This is a genomic window from Streptomyces sp. A5-4, from assembly GCF_051131715.1.
Taxonomy (GTDB): Bacteria; Actinomycetota; Actinomycetes; order Streptomycetales; family Streptomycetaceae; genus Streptomyces.
In genome coordinates this window covers 4,511,577-4,525,440 of sequence record NZ_CP178591.1, presented here as the reverse complement: position 1 = coordinate 4,525,440, position 13,864 = coordinate 4,511,577, and the positions used below count along the sequence as shown (strand labels likewise).

Genomic DNA, 13,864 nt, shown 5'->3' with positions numbered 1-13,864 from the left:
GGTCGCGGGGCTATGCGGCTCGGCTGTAGTTGGGGAGCTGGGCGGCAAGGGCCTGCATATGAGCCCGCAGCCCGTTGTGGAGGTCGACGCGCGGCTGCCAGCCGAGGACGTCTCGGGCACGGCTGGGGTCGGCGCGGGTCAGGAGGACGTCACCATTGCGCGCGTGGTCCTGCTGGAGCTGGATGTCGCGGCCGGTGAGACTCGTGACGATGTTGATCACTTCCAGCAGCGACGCGTTCGACCCGCCGCCCACGTTGATCGCGCCGTTCGCCGTCGGTACGACGGCGGCGGCGATCGTGGCGGCGACCACGTCGTCGATGTAGGTGAAGTCGCGTCGCTGGTGGCCGTCTCCGTACAGACGGAGCGGCTGTCCGGTCAGGGCGGCCTGCAGGGCGCGGTGGGTGAACATGTCGGGGCGCTGGCGGGGGCCGTAGACGGTGAAGTACCGCAGGGCGACGACGCTGGGGCCGAGGGGGCGCTCGGCGTAGGCGAGGCAGAGCTGTTCCTCGGCCAGTTTGGTCACGGCGTACGGGGAGGCGGGCTTCGGCCGGTCGGCCTCGCCGCTCGCGCCGCCGTCGGTCGGGCCGTAGATGCTGGAGGAGGAGGCGACAACCAGTCGCGGGACGCCGAGGCTGGTGCAGGCTTCCAGGACCCGGTGGGTGGCCAGCACGTTGGACGCGACGTAGTCGCCGAACCGCGGCCCCCAGGACGGTCGTACGCCGGGGATTCCGGCGAGGTGGAAGACGGCGTCCGCGTCGATCAGGAGGGGTTCGACCGCGCAGTGGAGGAGGTCGGCGGTGACGTGGTGGTATCCGGAGAGTCCCCGCAGGGCGGCGAGGTTGGCGGCGGCCGTGGGGTCGGTGGACGGGTCGCGGCGGTCGACGCCGATCACGGTGGTGCCGGCCTCGACGAGGGCGCGGGCGAGGTGGGAGCCGATGAATCCGGCGGAGCCGGTCACCACGGCTCGGCGGGGTGCGGCGGCGGTCGGGGGCTGCTCGTGCTGCGGCACGGGAATCTCCAGAGAGGTGTGGTCGAAGAGGGCGAAGGTCAGGTGAGACGGGACAGGACGGTCCGGCCGTGCGCGCTCAGGGTGAGGTCGTTCTCCTTGTGGCCCTTGACCAGGGCGGTGGCCGCCTCGATGGCGCCGAAGGATTCCAGGAGGCGGCGCTCGGAGCCGTTCAGCGGGCGACCGTACCCGTCGAGGAAGGCGGTCCGGAGGTGGGGCGCGGCCTGCCAGCGCCGGAATTCGAGCCGGGCGAAGTCGCGAATGCGGGCGTCGCGTCGCATGTGCTCGAAGTCGTAGATGCCGAACGCGTCGCCGACCAGCCAGTTGCGCGGCTGGTAGTCGAGGTGGCAGACCGCGCTGTCCATGAGGCTGTTGTCCAGGATGGCCGCGTGGTGGTTCAGCAGGTTCCGCTCGGCGGTGTTGATCAGGTCGGCGTGAACAGCCTGGTCGATCCAGCCCTGGAGGCGCTGTGCCAGCGCGGCACCGACGGCGCCGCCCTGGGGCATGGAGGTGGCCCGGTGGAGCGCGCCGAGGACGTGGCCAGCCTCGTGATGGGCCAGCTCCTCCTCGGGTGAGCCCGGTGCCACGGTGTCCGCCCGATCGCCCGCGAGCGCCGTCAGCAGGAGGGTGCGGCTGGCGTCGTACCGGCCGACCAGCGTCGGGGCGTGGCCGCTCAGGTGGGTTCCCCACGTTCGGTAGGCGTGAAGCTCCCGCACATACCGGTCCTGCTCGGCGTGCTGCTTGGCGACGAAGTGCCGCCCACCGGCGTCCACCACCCGCACCACCCGGGGAGGAAGCAGCCGGTCCGGCACGATCTCGACCGCCCCGAGGAGGTCGTGCGCCAACTGGATTCGCGGGTCGTCTGTCACGGTGGTCACGAGGAAGCCTCCGGCGCGAGGTGTGCGGTGTCGTTGTGCCGGTCGAGCATCCAGCGGGTCTGTCCGAGCCGATTGTGGTGCTCCTGCCAACGGGTGATGGAAGCGTGGTTGACCGTGAAACCCGCGGGAGAACCGATCGGGATGTCCAACAGCAGCGTGTGGGCGGTGATCACGGTCTCGCCGTGAGCCGCGAAGAGGACGCGCTTCCCCCGGTGCTGGTCGATGATGTCGCGTAAGGAACTGCCGGCGCGTTCCAGGTAGCCGTTCCAGGTGTCGGAGCCAGCGGCCCACTGCTGGTCCGGGCGAGCGTGGGGGCCGCCGTCTGCTGCGGTCTTCACGGCGGTCCAGGGCTTGCCATCGGCGTCGCCGTGAACGGGGCCGTCAAGGCGTTCGTCGGTGGACATGGGTATTCGCAGTGCCTGGCTGATGATCTCGCCGGTCTGGATCAGCCGGATCCGCGGGCCCGTGTAGACGAGATCGAAGGGCTGCTGCTGGTGCTCGGTGGCCAAGCGGCGTGCCGCTGCCTCGACCTGGGCATACCCGAGGTTGGTCAGTCCGGTGCAGGTGTTCGGGCCCCCGACGAGGCCGTCGGCGTTGCACTGGGCCTGGCCGTGCCGTACGAAGACGAGTTCGGTGGTGATCATGGGGTTCCTCGGAGGTGGGAGCGGAGCGGCCAGCTGTAGCGGTAGCCGTTGCGCCCGACGTACGGGGCGGTCAGCACGGCGTGCAGAGCCAGGAAGTCGTCGAGGCGTTCGCGGTCCGTGCTGCCGAGCCGGGCGCCGTAGCGTCCGGCCGCCGCGTTGTACGCGAGCAGGGCGCCGTTGACGGCTTGGTCCGTGAGAGGCCCGTAGGTCAGGTGGAGCGTCGCGATGAGTTTGGCGAGGTCGTATCCCAGCGGGGCGAGGGACAAGTCGTCGGTGTCGACGGTGACGATGTCCCCTGTGCTGGTGATGATGAAGTTCCGGGGGTTGCTGTCCTTGTAGAAGGCCCATGGCCCCCGGGCGGTCTCCTCCAGCAGGCCGAGCATCGCGTGCAGAGCCGCCTTGTTCGGTAGGTAACCCTGCTCGTGGCGACGCCGGAGCGCGATCTGCCGGGGGCCGAGGTAGTCGTCGAACGTCGTGCCGTCCTGGAAGTGGTGCGGGATGCCGAGCGATGCGGGCTGCAGGTCGCTGGCCCAGGCGGCACCGTGTGCGTGGCCCAGCAGTTCGGCCATGCGCGGGAGGTCCTCGGGGCGTACGGGGCGGCCCTCGATCCGCTCGAACGTCAGGCTGTCGGGTCCGACGGTGTAGAGCGCAGGCTGCTGCAGCGGCTTGGCGTGTTCGTTGATCCACCGGTAGTGGCGCACCGCGCCCGCCGCGCGCTCCGGTGTCGCGTAGTGCTTGGTGAACTGCGGGAGGGTCATGGCCGGCGCCCTTCGTTCGGCTGGGCGACGACGAAGGTGATGCGGGACCGGGTGGTCAGCGGCTGGTCGGGAATGAATTCGTGCAGGGTCGCGGCTAGGGCCCCGGGGTTGCCGTAGAGGCCGGGCGCAAGGTCGTACTTGGGGTTGGTGGCCAGGTACTGGGCCGTGTGGTCGTGGCCGTCGAAGGTGAAGGAGTGCTCCTCGTCCAGGACGGCGATCACGTCGAGCGCGGAGGCGGCCAGGTCGGCGAGGTTGCCGCTGTGGGCTGCGGTGTAGAGGCTTTCGTGCTGGTCGGCCTGCGGGTCGAGGCCGGCGGAGGCGACGAGCCGGTCCATCTCCTGGTAGCTGTCGAGGTCCTTGGTGACGAGCACGGCCAGGCCGCCGGGTGCAAGGATCCTCGCGATTTGCGCGATGACGTCCTTGGGCTGGGGCGAGTGGTAGAGGCAGAACGCGGCGACGGCGACGTCGCACGATCCGGCGGGCAGCGGGAGGTCGTGGAAGTCGCCTTCGACGAACTCCACCGTGGTGTCGGGCAGCTCCTGTGCGCGCTCGCGGGCCTGGGCGAGGAGGGAGGGGGCGGCGTCCAGGCCGACGACGCGCTGCGGCCGGAGCTGCTCGGCGATGACGAGGCTGCTCGTGCCGCGTCCGCAGCCGATGTCGAGCACCACGCCGAGCCGGTCCGGTCGCGCGTGGTGGGTCTGCACGAGGCTGACGATCGTCTCGGGCACGGGGTGGCCGGAGGTCTTCGCGCGCATCAGGGCGCTGGTCCGCCCGGCCAGCCGGGCGGCGTGCCCGTACAGGTCCTGTTGCCGGGCGGGGTCCAGGAACGGGTTCGGTTCGGTCATGCCGCACCCCCGGTCCCGGGGTGCGGGCCGTTCAGGACTGCTCGGCGGCCACCTTCTGCAGCCAGCGGCGCGTCTGGCGCCGGTTGGCCAGCAGCACCACGTCCGCTCCGGAGCCGAACTCCTCGATCTTCGCCATCACGCGGGGCCGCATTTTGCGCCGGTACGTGGCGACGTACTTGATCACGCCCCAGTGGATGCGGTTGTGCACCCCGTTGCCCTTGTGCCCGGCACCGTGCCGGATCTGCCGGGAGAAGATCCCGTACAGGGCCGCCACGGTCGACACGTCCATCAGGACCACCGTGTCGCAGGCTTCGAGCCGCACCTGCAGCGTCGAGTTGTAGTTGCCGTCGATCACGCAGCGCGGCTGCGAGACCAGCTCGCGCTGCAGCTCGGTGAACTTGTCCATGGGCAGCGCGTTCCACTGGTCGTCGTAGAACGCGGCGTCCAAGTGCGTCACCGGGGCGTCGAGGATCCTGCCCAGTTCGCGGGCCACGTGGGATTTGCCGCTGCCTCCGCAGCCGACGATGGCGACCTTCTTCATGGTGCTCCAGCGTAGAGAGGTTCGGGTGTCCGGCGGGGCCATCCTCCCGGACCCGTCCGGATGATCCAGACGGCATGGCCTGTCGAGCGGTCGGCATCAGGCTGCTCCCCGCTCGGTCGCGGTGGCCGGGTCGAGGCCGTGTAGGACGGATTCCAGGGTGTCGACCTGCTTGGTCAGGCCGAACAGGCGCAGGCGGTCCACGCACGCGGCGATCAGGTCAGCGTGCTGCTGGGTGCCGGCGATCTCGCGGAGGTGGGAGAGGCGTTCGGTCACGTCGTCGCCGGAGCGCACGACCAGCTCCTTGGGGACGAACCGGTCGGCGAAGCGGATGTTCGCTGGGGCCAGCGGCAGGCATCCGGCGAGGACGGCTTCGAAGATGCGCTGGGTCATCTGCCCGACGGCGGCGTACCGCTCGGGCAGCATGAGCACCGTGGCCAGGGACCGGCCGTAGACGCCGGCGGCGGCCTCGAACGGGATCCGGCCCACGAACCGGATGTCGGGCCAGCGGTCGGTCTTCGTCCACTTCCCGGCGACCAGGTGCTCGACGTGGGCGGCGGCCGGGGCGAAGAAGCGGTCGAAGGAGTCGTCGCGGTCGTACTGGTTGCCCACGTAGCCGAGGACCAGATCTCGCGGCTGTGCCGCGAGGGCCACGGGGTCCGCCTGGGTGAGGAGGTCCTCGGCGACGGGGAAGAGCAGCGAGTGCGCGCCGAGGGTCGGGGCGAGGGCTGCTTCGCAGACGCGGGTGTGGGCGGTGCGGCGCCACACGCTCTCGGCTCGCAGGGTGCGGTCCTTGTCCCAGATCACGGTGGGTGTCTGGTGCCGCACGGTGTAGTGGTTGATGAGCTGGGCTTGGCGGTGCAGGTCGCATGTGTGGCCCTCGCTCCCGCACGTGGTGGTGTTACGGCCGGGGATCGCCCAGCGCCACTCCAGGAACAGGACGTCGAGGCACGGCAGCCCGTCGTCGAAGGTGTACGCGTCGTCGAGGTCCTCGCCGACTTCGAGGCGGTCGCGGTCGGCCTGCAGGAAGACGATGTCGTGACCGCGGGCGAGGAGGGCGTCGATGAAGGGGCGGCGGTGGCTGCGGCCTCCGTCCGGGGTATCGGTGACGCCGTTGCCGAGGAAGCCCCAGAAGCTGTATCCGATCTTCACTTGGTGATCCACCGCCCTTCGAGGAGCAAGGCGTCGAGCCCGGAGTTGGCCAGGCAGTCCAGGGCCATTCCCGGTGTCCCGCAGATCGGCTTGCCCTTGACGTTGAGGGAGGTGTTGATCAGCACGGGCACCCCGGTCCGGCGGCCGAAGGCGGTCAGTACCTCGTGCATGAACGGGTTCTGCGACCTGGTGACGGTCTGCAGGCGGGAGGTGCCGTTGGCGTGCACGATGGCCGGCACGCGCTCGCGCGTCGTGTCCGTCACGCCGGAGGCCATGGACATGTACGGCGCCTGCTGGCCGAGGGTGAAGAACTCGTCGGCGCGCTCGGCCGGGACCATGGGGGCGAAGGGCCGGAACGGTTCGCGGAACTTCACGGTGGCGTTGAGCCGCTCGACGACGCCGGGCTCCAGCGGGGAGGCGAGGATCGAGCGGTTACCCAGGGCGCGCGGCCCGGCCTCGACGGCCCCCTGGAACAGGCCGACGATCGTGCCGTGGGCGAGCTGGTCGGCGAGGAACTCCGCGGTTTCGATGCCCAGGGTCTTCTGGTGGAGGCCGGGCCAGGGGGCGAGGTCGAGGGGCTGGTCCTCGTAGGACGGGCCGAGGTAGCAGGTGCGGGCGACTCCGGCGAGCGGGCGCGGGCTGCGGACGTCGACGTGCACGGCGAGGGCGGCGCCGATCGCGGTACCAGCGTCACCGGGCGCGGGCGGCACGAACACCTCGTCGTAGATGCCGGCCTCGATAATCTTCCCGATGCTGACGCAGTTCGTGGCGACACCGCCCCCCACGCACAGGCGCGGGGAGCCGGTGAGGACGCGGGCTCGGCGGGCCAGGTGCACCATGACCTGCTCGGTCCGCTCCTGGAGGGCCGCCGCAAGGTCCTGGTGGACCTCGGCCAGAGGTTCGCTCGGGTGCCGCTCGGGGCAGGTCTCGGCGACGAAGCGGCCGGACGTCCGCTCGTATCCCGACGTGAGGGTGCGCGTGGGGAAGTAGGCCGGGTTGATGTGGAAGCCGGTCGCGGTCGTGCGGACGGCCTGGGCGAACAGGTGGCGGAAGCGGGCGGGGTCGCCGAGGGCGGCCAGCGCCATCACGGTGCCTTCCTCGTCGCCCCGGCGCCAGCCCAGGTGCTCGGTGACGGCGCCGTACACGTACCCGAGCGAGGCCGGGTCGTTGATCGCTTCCAGGGTCTGCGTGACAGGGCGGAGCGCGGTGTGCCCGTGGGCGATGGTGGTGGTCTGCCGCTCGCCGAGGCTGTCGACCACGAGCACGGCGGCCTCGTCCCAGCCCGAGGCGGCGAAGGCGGTGAGCTGGTGGGCGCGGTGGTGCAGGACCGGCACGACGCGGGCGGCGGGGAACTGTCGGCCGATCACACTCAGGCGGCGCTGGGTGCGCAGGGCCACCTTGGCGAATCCGTGGGCTCGGGCCAGGGCCCGGTCGCGCGTTGCCGGGGAGAGCGCCAGGCGCAGGGCGGCGGGCGATTCGGCGAGGTAGCGGGCGGGCTGGAAGTTGTAGGCGACGGCGTCCACGTCGGCGGCGGTGAGCTTGGCCTGGCCGAGCAGCCACTCGATGGCGCGGGCCGGGTAGAGCTTGGTGTGCTTCTGCTCGGAGAGGCGTTCCTCCTCGACGAAGCCGATCAGTTCGCCGTCCACCAGCAGGGCCGCCGACGAGTCGTGGGTGAACGAACACAGGCCGAGGACGACCGAAGGGGTGCGCTTCACGGCGGCCGTCACCTCGACCCGGCGGTCGCGACGGGCTTCGACGAGCGGCGCTCCAGCTCGCCGTACCAGGCGGTGAGGGCCTGGCCGAGAGGACCGTCGATCCCGTCGGCCGCCCGCCACGCCTGCTGGCGCTGCCCGTCCTTCCACAGCCGATAGCTGCGCAGCGTCTCCGCCATCGCGTCCCAGCCGGGGTGGCCGGTCACGTCGCGGGCCTCGACCTGGTCGAGCAGGCCGCCGAAGCCCGTCCACGGCGTTCGCAGGTCGGGCATGACCGGGCTCGCCACCAGCGAGGTCAACTCCTCGGCCCGCTCGACGTGCTCCTCGTAGACGTGCAGCGAGCCGACGTGCAGGTGGAACTCGCCCAGCTCCGCGTCGAGCCACCCGGCGACCAGCTCGTGCAGCACGGTGTAGAAGAACACGTCGTACGGCATGCCGATCCACACGTCCTGGCCGCGCATCATGGTCGCCATGTGCAGGCGGCCGGCCCGCAGGTGGAAGCGGAAGCCGAGGGTGCAGGGCACGTCCTTGTGCCCGGCGGCGTCCTGGGCCGGGTCGTAGAGCTGGATCAGAGCACGCCGCGAGTCGGGGTCCTCCTTGAGGATCTCCACGACGCGGGCCAGTTGATCTACCTTGCCGCCCCAGTTCCGCATCCTGGGCCCGTACGCACCGAGCAGTACCCCGTCGTCGGCGTACTGCCGCAGCCGCGTGTTGTAGTCGAATATCCACGGGGCGTCGGAGCCGGAAAGGTGCCAGACGGTCTCGGCGACCGCGAAGGCCGGGTTCACGATTCGGGCCGGGGGTGCATAGAGCAGGCGGGCGCGCGGTTGGGTGAGCAGCAAGTGGACGTCGCGGACTTCGCGGGTGGCCATGCCTCGGGGGCTGACCTGCTCGCCGGACTTGGCCAGCGTGATGGCGCCGGAGAACAGCTCGGCCATGCTGTCGGCGGTGAGGTGTGTCATCGGGCAGGAACTCCTTCGCCCTGGGGCGACGCAGAGGTCGCGCTCGGGGCATCGTGGTGGAGGTGGTCGGATGATCTGGCGCTGGTTTCGGCGCGCTGGGTGATGAGGCGAGCAACCTGGGCCGCGCTGTCACCGCGCCACCGGCACACCGCGTCCAGGGCCGTCTTCGCGACGGGCGTGCCCGGCTCACGCAGGGCGTCGAGCGCTTCGGCGACGTCACCGGCGTTGTGGCAACGGGTCGCGAGGCCGTGGCCGGCCAGGTCCAGCGTGCGTTCGCCCAGCGAGCCGATTTCGAGGACCGGGACGCCGAGCAGCACAGCCTCGATCCCGCACGTCGAGTACGCGCTCGCCAGCGCATCGGCCCCGGCGAGGCAGCCCCGAGCGCCGACCCGCGGGTCAGCCACGGCCACCGGCGGGCCGCCGTCGCGCTTCAGTAGCGCGGCGAAGGCATCGGCGCCCTGCGCCGGGTGCGGAGCGATGACGAGACCCCAGTCGCCTTCCGCCGCGCTCAGGCCCTCCAGGAGGAGGTCCGCCTGGTCCTTGAGGTGACCGGGGCTGAACGGCTGGCAGGCCCACACCGCGATCCGGGCGGGGGCACGGCGGTTGCCCGGCGCGAGCACCTTCTCCAGGTACCGCCGCTGTGCGTCACGGCCGAGGGCGGCCAGGGCATCGAAGCGGGGCTGTCCCAGCACGTGCACCTCGGCGTCAGGGTGGCGCACCCACGCTCGGGCCAGAGGAACGTCCCGTTCGCCCATGACGACGATGTCGCGGCTGTGCAGGGCCGGCCAGGCGACCGACTCTGCCGTCCATGCCCCGTGCTGGACGTGGACCGTGTTCGCGCCGTGCCGCTCGGCTGCGTGCGCGGCCAGCGCGCCCAGCGGGCTGGTGTCGTTGCTCAACAGGACGGTGTGCGGCTGGGTCGCGGCCAGGACGCCGTCGAGCCAGCGCTCTGCGCCGAGCATGGTCCGCCATGACGGCTGCGTGCACCCGCCGCTGGTTTCGAGGAGTACGGACAAGAGCATTACGAGCCGGGCGAGTTGGAGGCTGTGGCCCTTGACGCGGACGACATGCTCGTCGTCCGCCGGGTGTAGGTCCTCTGTGGTGCCGGAGAGGGTGAAGAGGTCGCTCGGCGCCGAGCGCAGGTCGATGCCCGTAGCCGTCGGTGCGGGGCACCGCTCAGCAGGGTCGGTGGCGAGGTCGAGCAGAAGGCTCGTACCTCCGTCGCGCCCCAGCTCGGCGAGCACCGGCATCAGGGTGGCGGCGTGGCGGGAAGTCCAGGACAGTGCCACGACGTCTCGCTGCTGCAGGTCCGCCGGGAGCGGGCTCGGCTCCGTGTTCGCCGTGCCGACACGGGCCCGGTTGCGTAACTGGGCGGAGCGGGTGGGGTTGTACGGGGCGTCCGCTCCGAGCAGGTAGGCGATGCCGGACCAGGTGACGGTGTACGCGAGGTACTCCCGTGAGCTGCTCGAACGCAGGCCGACGCGCCCCTCGTACGGGGCGAGAGCCAGGGGCCCCGGAGCCGACGCGAACGGTACCCAGGCATCGAGGGCCAGCAGCTTGCGCAGGATCTCGGCCACGAAGCGCCGCACGGGAACGTGCTGCACGTGAAGCCAGCCAGCTCCGCCGGGTGTGGACACGAACGGGGTGCCGTAGCGTTCCAGGGCGTCCATGACGTTCTCTACGAGGGCGCGCAGCTCCTTCCGGTCGATGGGGAGTGACTCCAGATCCCCGGTCCGGATGTAATCGGTCTTCACCTGGGCCAGGGCGGCGCTGCCGACGAGAGCCCATCGGGGCTGGCCTGCGAAGTCGGACCGGACCAAGCTCAGGCCACTGGTCGAGCGGGTGCTCACCCCAGGCTCCCCTCGACGAACGGCGTTCCGGGACGCAGGAGTTGCAGCAGCCCCCGTGGTGCGGCGACGGTCTCGGGTGCGGGAGAGGTGGGCTTCCCGTATCCCCACCCCGCGTGGACGTAGGCGACACCGGCGCGGGCCGCCGCTTCCTGGTCGACGGCCATGTCCCCCACGTACACGGCTGCGGCAGGGTCGACTCCGAGGTCGACCAGGGCCAGGAGGAGCGGGTCGGGGGCCGGCTTCGCCCGGCCCGCTCCAGCGGGGGTACGGACGGTGGCGAAGGGGCAGCCGAGGTGGGCGAGGAGCGGCGCGGCGCGATCGACGTGCTTCGACGTCACGACGCCCAGCCGCCAGTCGGCGGCCACGAAGGCGTGGAGCACTTCGACGATGCCGGTGAATTCGTGCGCGAGGTGTGCAGCGGCGACGGATTCCGTTTCATACGTCCGGCGGACCGCGTCGATGTCGGCGATGCCCAGCCGCTGCATGATGTCGCTGAACTCACGCCCGAGGTGACGCTCGTAGTCGGTGAACGGAAGGGTTACGCCGTGGTCCTCCTGGACCTTCCGCCACGCCTTCTGCATCACCGGGCGGGTGTCGAGCAGGACGCCGTCGAGGTCGAGGAGAAGAGCACGCTGCGCGCGCTCGGGTTGCCGGCGCTCGCCGACTTTACTTTCGGATGCGGCCGGAGCCGGTAGAGCTATCGGGGCGGGAACGGTCATGGTCGTCCTCCTCATCGGGGGCTAATGGCAGCGGGGCGGCGAGACTCAAAGGGCCGAGACCGGGTCGAGTTCGCACTCGGGGTACTGGCTGGGCCCGCCGGCCTCCTCGAACGCCGCATTCAGCAACGCCACGTGCATGCGGTCGCGGCGGTTTCTGGATTGCCGGGCGCGTCCGTGGCGGGTCAGGGCCCACGCCTTGAGGGCCACGGGGTCGTTCATGAAGTTCTTGGCGTTCTGCCGCAGCACGGCCGACGTGTACACCCCGAGGTTGAGTCCGGTGCGCCAGAACTCAAGCCACCACTGGCACATCAGCAGCGGACCGGACTCGTCCTCCTTGACGTGATCGGGGTGGTTCCGCACCCAGATCGGGTCCAGGTCCGGATGGGTCGTGGCGACTTCGAGCATGCGGCCGTGCGCCTTGTGCATCTCCAGCTCCAGGAGCTGTCGGTGCTGCAGGTGCCGCTGGGCGGTGTGCACGGCGGACGCGATGGCAACGGTGGCGGCCAGAGCGAGAACGGAACGGTTCATCTGCTACCTCACTTGCTCGTGGGTGGGGGTGTCCGTGACCGTCGTCATGCCGCGTCCTGCGGGTCGTCAGGCGAAACCGGAGGCGTCGGATTCCCGGCAGCGGGCAGGCGAGAGAGGCGGTGGAAGCGGGATAGGTCGAAGCCGCTCCCCCGAACCTCGCCAGCGGGCACGGCGAAGAGATCGATGCCGGCCTCGCTGGGTAGTTCCGGAGTGGCCTCATGGATGGCGAGCAGGGCCTCGCCTTGCTCGCGGTGCGGGAGCAGGCCCGGTGGCCCCTCGATGTGTTCCTCGAACGTCATAGCGTCCCCAGATCAGGTGGAGCGGTAGGCGATGGCGAACACGGCAAACATGGCGAGGACCAGGAGGACCTGGGCGCTGGCCTGTCTCCAGCCCCACCCCTTCGCGTCCATCCAGCGCAGCGGACGCCTTCAAGTCGGTACGGCAGACTCCTCGGGAATGACGAGATGTATGAACGCTTGGTATCGCTCGCCGAGGTGCCTGATCACGGCGTGGTACTCGTCGTCATCAGAGCTGATGTTGTGCCGATCGAGGACGATCACGCCGGTCGCGAATCCACCCGAGATCAGGCGCTCCACTTCGCCCCAGCCGGGGCGCTTCCAGGGAGGCGTGTAGACGCCACGGCTGTCACGCGCGCCAGAGAAGTAGCCCATCGCCGCAGGGACGGCCACGTCGTGGAGCCTGGCTCCTATCGCATAACCGTGCTGCTCAGCCTCGACCTGAAGGGTGTTCCAGTCCTCGTCGGGGCTGGCCCCCGCGCTCAGGACCAAGCTGTATGCCAACAACCGAAGTTGCCGATCACCGGCTCCACGAGCGTGTCGTTCGTTCGCCTCCCGACGAAACTGCTGACGGAGCCGACAGAGTTGTCCGCTGCGGGACGGGCGCACCAGCGGAGCGCCGTGGTGCCACCTTCGGATCGCTGCGTTGTCGACGTCCATCCAGTCGCTGGACACCGGCATCTCCAGCACCGCTTCGCGGTGGACCGTATGCGTCGGCGCGGCTGACGCATACGGTTTTTGATCGTGCGGCGACATGGGCATGCCTCCATATGTCGGGATCGGGTCAGGTGTTTGACTGCCATCACCGGAACCGCGGTCAACCGGGGAAGGCTCGCCTGGGAGAGCTGTCGGCGATCTGTGGGGGCCTGGCGGACGACTACTCCGTGTCGCGCCGATCGCTGGCCGTGCCACTCAGCCGTTGGCCGTACCAGTGGGACTCATCAGGCGACGCGGCTCGAATGGAACCGTCCGGGCGGTGGCGGGGCGTCGCCGCTATCTCCGCCTGCTCGTCGGCGCTCACCATGCGCACTCCGTCGAAGAGACGTTGTTCCCAGGAGGAAAGCTCCCTGCCGAGCCTGGGCGCCGGGCTGACTTCTTCTGTCTCGTCCACGGCTCAGATGCGCCCGACTCCTACGAGCACGCGGCCAATCAGGTTCGGATCGACTCGTGGTGCCCTCAGCTTCCCGGGGCCGGCTGTTGGAGGCCGGTCCGGAGAGCGCGCCGACCTCTCGTCTTCACCAACTCGGTTGGCGGGGTTGAGACCGATCTCGGCCCACACCACCTTGCCGGGCATACCGCGCGCCGGATAGTGACCCCAGCGCCTGCTCATCACTGCAACGATGAAGATGCCCCGGCCCCCCGTCGCCTCCACGCCGACCTGTTTCAGCACCGGTGGCCTCGTGTCGCGATCCCACACCGATACCCTCACCGCGTCGCCGAGGATCTCCAGTGTGAGTTCGAAGGTCTGCACCGTGTTCCGCACCGAGAACAGGGAGGTGTCCTCCTCACCCTCCTTGGGGTGCCGGACGGCGTTCGTGGCCAGCTCCGACACCAGAAGCTGCACGGTCTCGACGATGCCGGCGTGCACGCCCCAGCGGGACAGAACGTCTGCGGTGTGCAACCGCGCCAAGCCGACGGCGTTGGGGATGTCGGCCAACATGAGGCTGTTGCACGGGTGTGGTGCCTGGGACACGGTGTACCTCCCGAGTTGGGAGAGGAGCGCGGGGTGCGTTCGCTGGCTCTCGCTCGTTTCGTGATGGGACCGCCGAACCCGGGCTCGACGTTTGAGTAGCGACAGACGGCATCCCGGGCTCGCGCCGTCTCCGGATCCGCGGGACCGATGCCGACTGATCGCCGACTGCACGGTTGTCCCCGGGCCGGGTACGTCCATAAGAGAACCGCTCCAGCTCCCCGGTAAGAAGGGAGCACGGAGGATGTCTCTGGCCACACGGGTCGGCACGGTTGTTGAGGGGTTG

General features: G+C 70.3%; 16 protein-coding genes. All 16 read right to left on the bottom strand.

Annotated elements, in window-relative coordinates:
- Positions 1 to 10: 10 nt before the first annotated feature.
- The 16 genes from ACLLJJ_RS20910 to ACLLJJ_RS20835 all read right to left on the bottom strand — a co-directional run bounded on the left by ACLLJJ_RS20910 (position 11) and on the right by ACLLJJ_RS20835 (position 13,548).
- Positions 11 to 1,009 (bottom strand): NAD-dependent epimerase/dehydratase family protein, encoded by a 999-nt coding sequence (locus tag ACLLJJ_RS20910; protein WP_434593769.1) that lies wholly within the window; start codon positions 1,007 to 1,009, stop codon positions 11 to 13.
- Positions 1,010 to 1,047: 38 nt separating this feature from the next.
- Entirely contained in the window at positions 1,048 to 1,884 is an 837-nt protein-coding gene (locus tag ACLLJJ_RS20905; protein WP_365204017.1) for an aminoglycoside phosphotransferase, read from the bottom strand.
- A complete protein-coding gene (locus ACLLJJ_RS20900; RefSeq protein ID WP_434593767.1) occupies positions 1,881 to 2,528 on the bottom strand; it encodes a histidine phosphatase family protein in 648 nt (215 codons plus the stop codon). The genes ACLLJJ_RS20905 and ACLLJJ_RS20900 overlap by 4 nt, the downstream gene beginning before the upstream one ends.
- Positions 2,525 to 3,286, bottom strand: a complete 762-nt coding sequence (locus tag ACLLJJ_RS20895) for a phosphotransferase (RefSeq protein WP_434593764.1) — start codon at positions 3,284 to 3,286, stop codon at positions 2,525 to 2,527. Before ACLLJJ_RS20895 ends, ACLLJJ_RS20900 begins: the two co-directional genes overlap by 4 nt.
- Complete coding sequence (locus tag ACLLJJ_RS20890) at positions 3,283 to 4,131, bottom strand: class I SAM-dependent methyltransferase (protein ID WP_434593761.1); 849 nt, start codon at positions 4,129 to 4,131, stop codon at positions 3,283 to 3,285. Before ACLLJJ_RS20890 ends, ACLLJJ_RS20895 begins: the two co-directional genes overlap by 4 nt.
- Before the next feature lie 31 nt (positions 4,132 to 4,162).
- Positions 4,163 to 4,672 (bottom strand): topology modulation protein, encoded by a 510-nt coding sequence (locus tag ACLLJJ_RS20885; RefSeq protein ID WP_434593758.1) that lies wholly within the window; start codon positions 4,670 to 4,672, stop codon positions 4,163 to 4,165.
- A gap of 96 nt (positions 4,673 to 4,768) precedes the next feature.
- A complete protein-coding gene (locus tag ACLLJJ_RS20880; RefSeq protein WP_434593755.1) occupies positions 4,769 to 5,821 on the bottom strand; it encodes a glycosyltransferase family protein in 1,053 nt (350 codons plus the stop codon).
- Positions 5,818 to 7,536 carry a carbamoyltransferase family protein gene (locus ACLLJJ_RS20875; RefSeq protein WP_434593752.1) on the bottom strand — a complete coding sequence of 573 codons (1,719 nt, stop codon included), beginning with the start codon at positions 7,534 to 7,536 and terminating at the stop codon, positions 5,818 to 5,820. Before ACLLJJ_RS20875 ends, ACLLJJ_RS20880 begins: the two co-directional genes overlap by 4 nt.
- A gap of 8 nt (positions 7,537 to 7,544) precedes the next feature.
- The gene (locus ACLLJJ_RS20870; RefSeq protein ID WP_434593749.1) at positions 7,545 to 8,495 is read right to left on the bottom strand and encodes a thymidylate synthase; all 951 of its coding nucleotides are present in this window, start codon (positions 8,493 to 8,495) and stop codon (positions 7,545 to 7,547) included.
- Entirely contained in the window at positions 8,492 to 10,345 is a 1,854-nt protein-coding gene (locus tag ACLLJJ_RS20865; protein WP_434593746.1) for a hypothetical protein, read from the bottom strand. The genes ACLLJJ_RS20870 and ACLLJJ_RS20865 overlap by 4 nt, the downstream gene beginning before the upstream one ends.
- Complete coding sequence (locus ACLLJJ_RS20860; RefSeq protein WP_434593743.1) at positions 10,342 to 11,064, bottom strand: HAD family hydrolase; 723 nt, start codon at positions 11,062 to 11,064, stop codon at positions 10,342 to 10,344. The genes ACLLJJ_RS20865 and ACLLJJ_RS20860 overlap by 4 nt, the downstream gene beginning before the upstream one ends.
- Positions 11,065 to 11,109: 45 nt before the next feature.
- Complete coding sequence (locus ACLLJJ_RS20855; RefSeq protein WP_365204027.1) at positions 11,110 to 11,592, bottom strand: DUF6082 family protein; 483 nt, start codon at positions 11,590 to 11,592, stop codon at positions 11,110 to 11,112.
- Positions 11,593 to 11,636: 44 nt separating this feature from the next.
- Complete coding sequence (locus ACLLJJ_RS20850; protein ID WP_434593739.1) at positions 11,637 to 11,891, bottom strand: hypothetical protein; 255 nt, start codon at positions 11,889 to 11,891, stop codon at positions 11,637 to 11,639.
- 129 nt (positions 11,892 to 12,020) lie between these two features.
- Positions 12,021 to 12,644 (bottom strand): hypothetical protein, encoded by a 624-nt coding sequence (locus ACLLJJ_RS20845; protein ID WP_434593736.1) that lies wholly within the window; start codon positions 12,642 to 12,644, stop codon positions 12,021 to 12,023.
- A gap of 121 nt (positions 12,645 to 12,765) precedes the next feature.
- The gene (locus ACLLJJ_RS20840) at positions 12,766 to 12,999 is read right to left on the bottom strand and encodes a hypothetical protein (RefSeq protein WP_434593732.1); all 234 of its coding nucleotides are present in this window, start codon (positions 12,997 to 12,999) and stop codon (positions 12,766 to 12,768) included.
- 3 nt (positions 13,000 to 13,002) lie between these two features.
- Entirely contained in the window at positions 13,003 to 13,548 is a 546-nt protein-coding gene (locus ACLLJJ_RS20835; protein WP_365204030.1) for an ATP-binding protein, read from the bottom strand.
- Between the last annotated feature and the right edge of the window lie 316 nt (positions 13,549 to 13,864).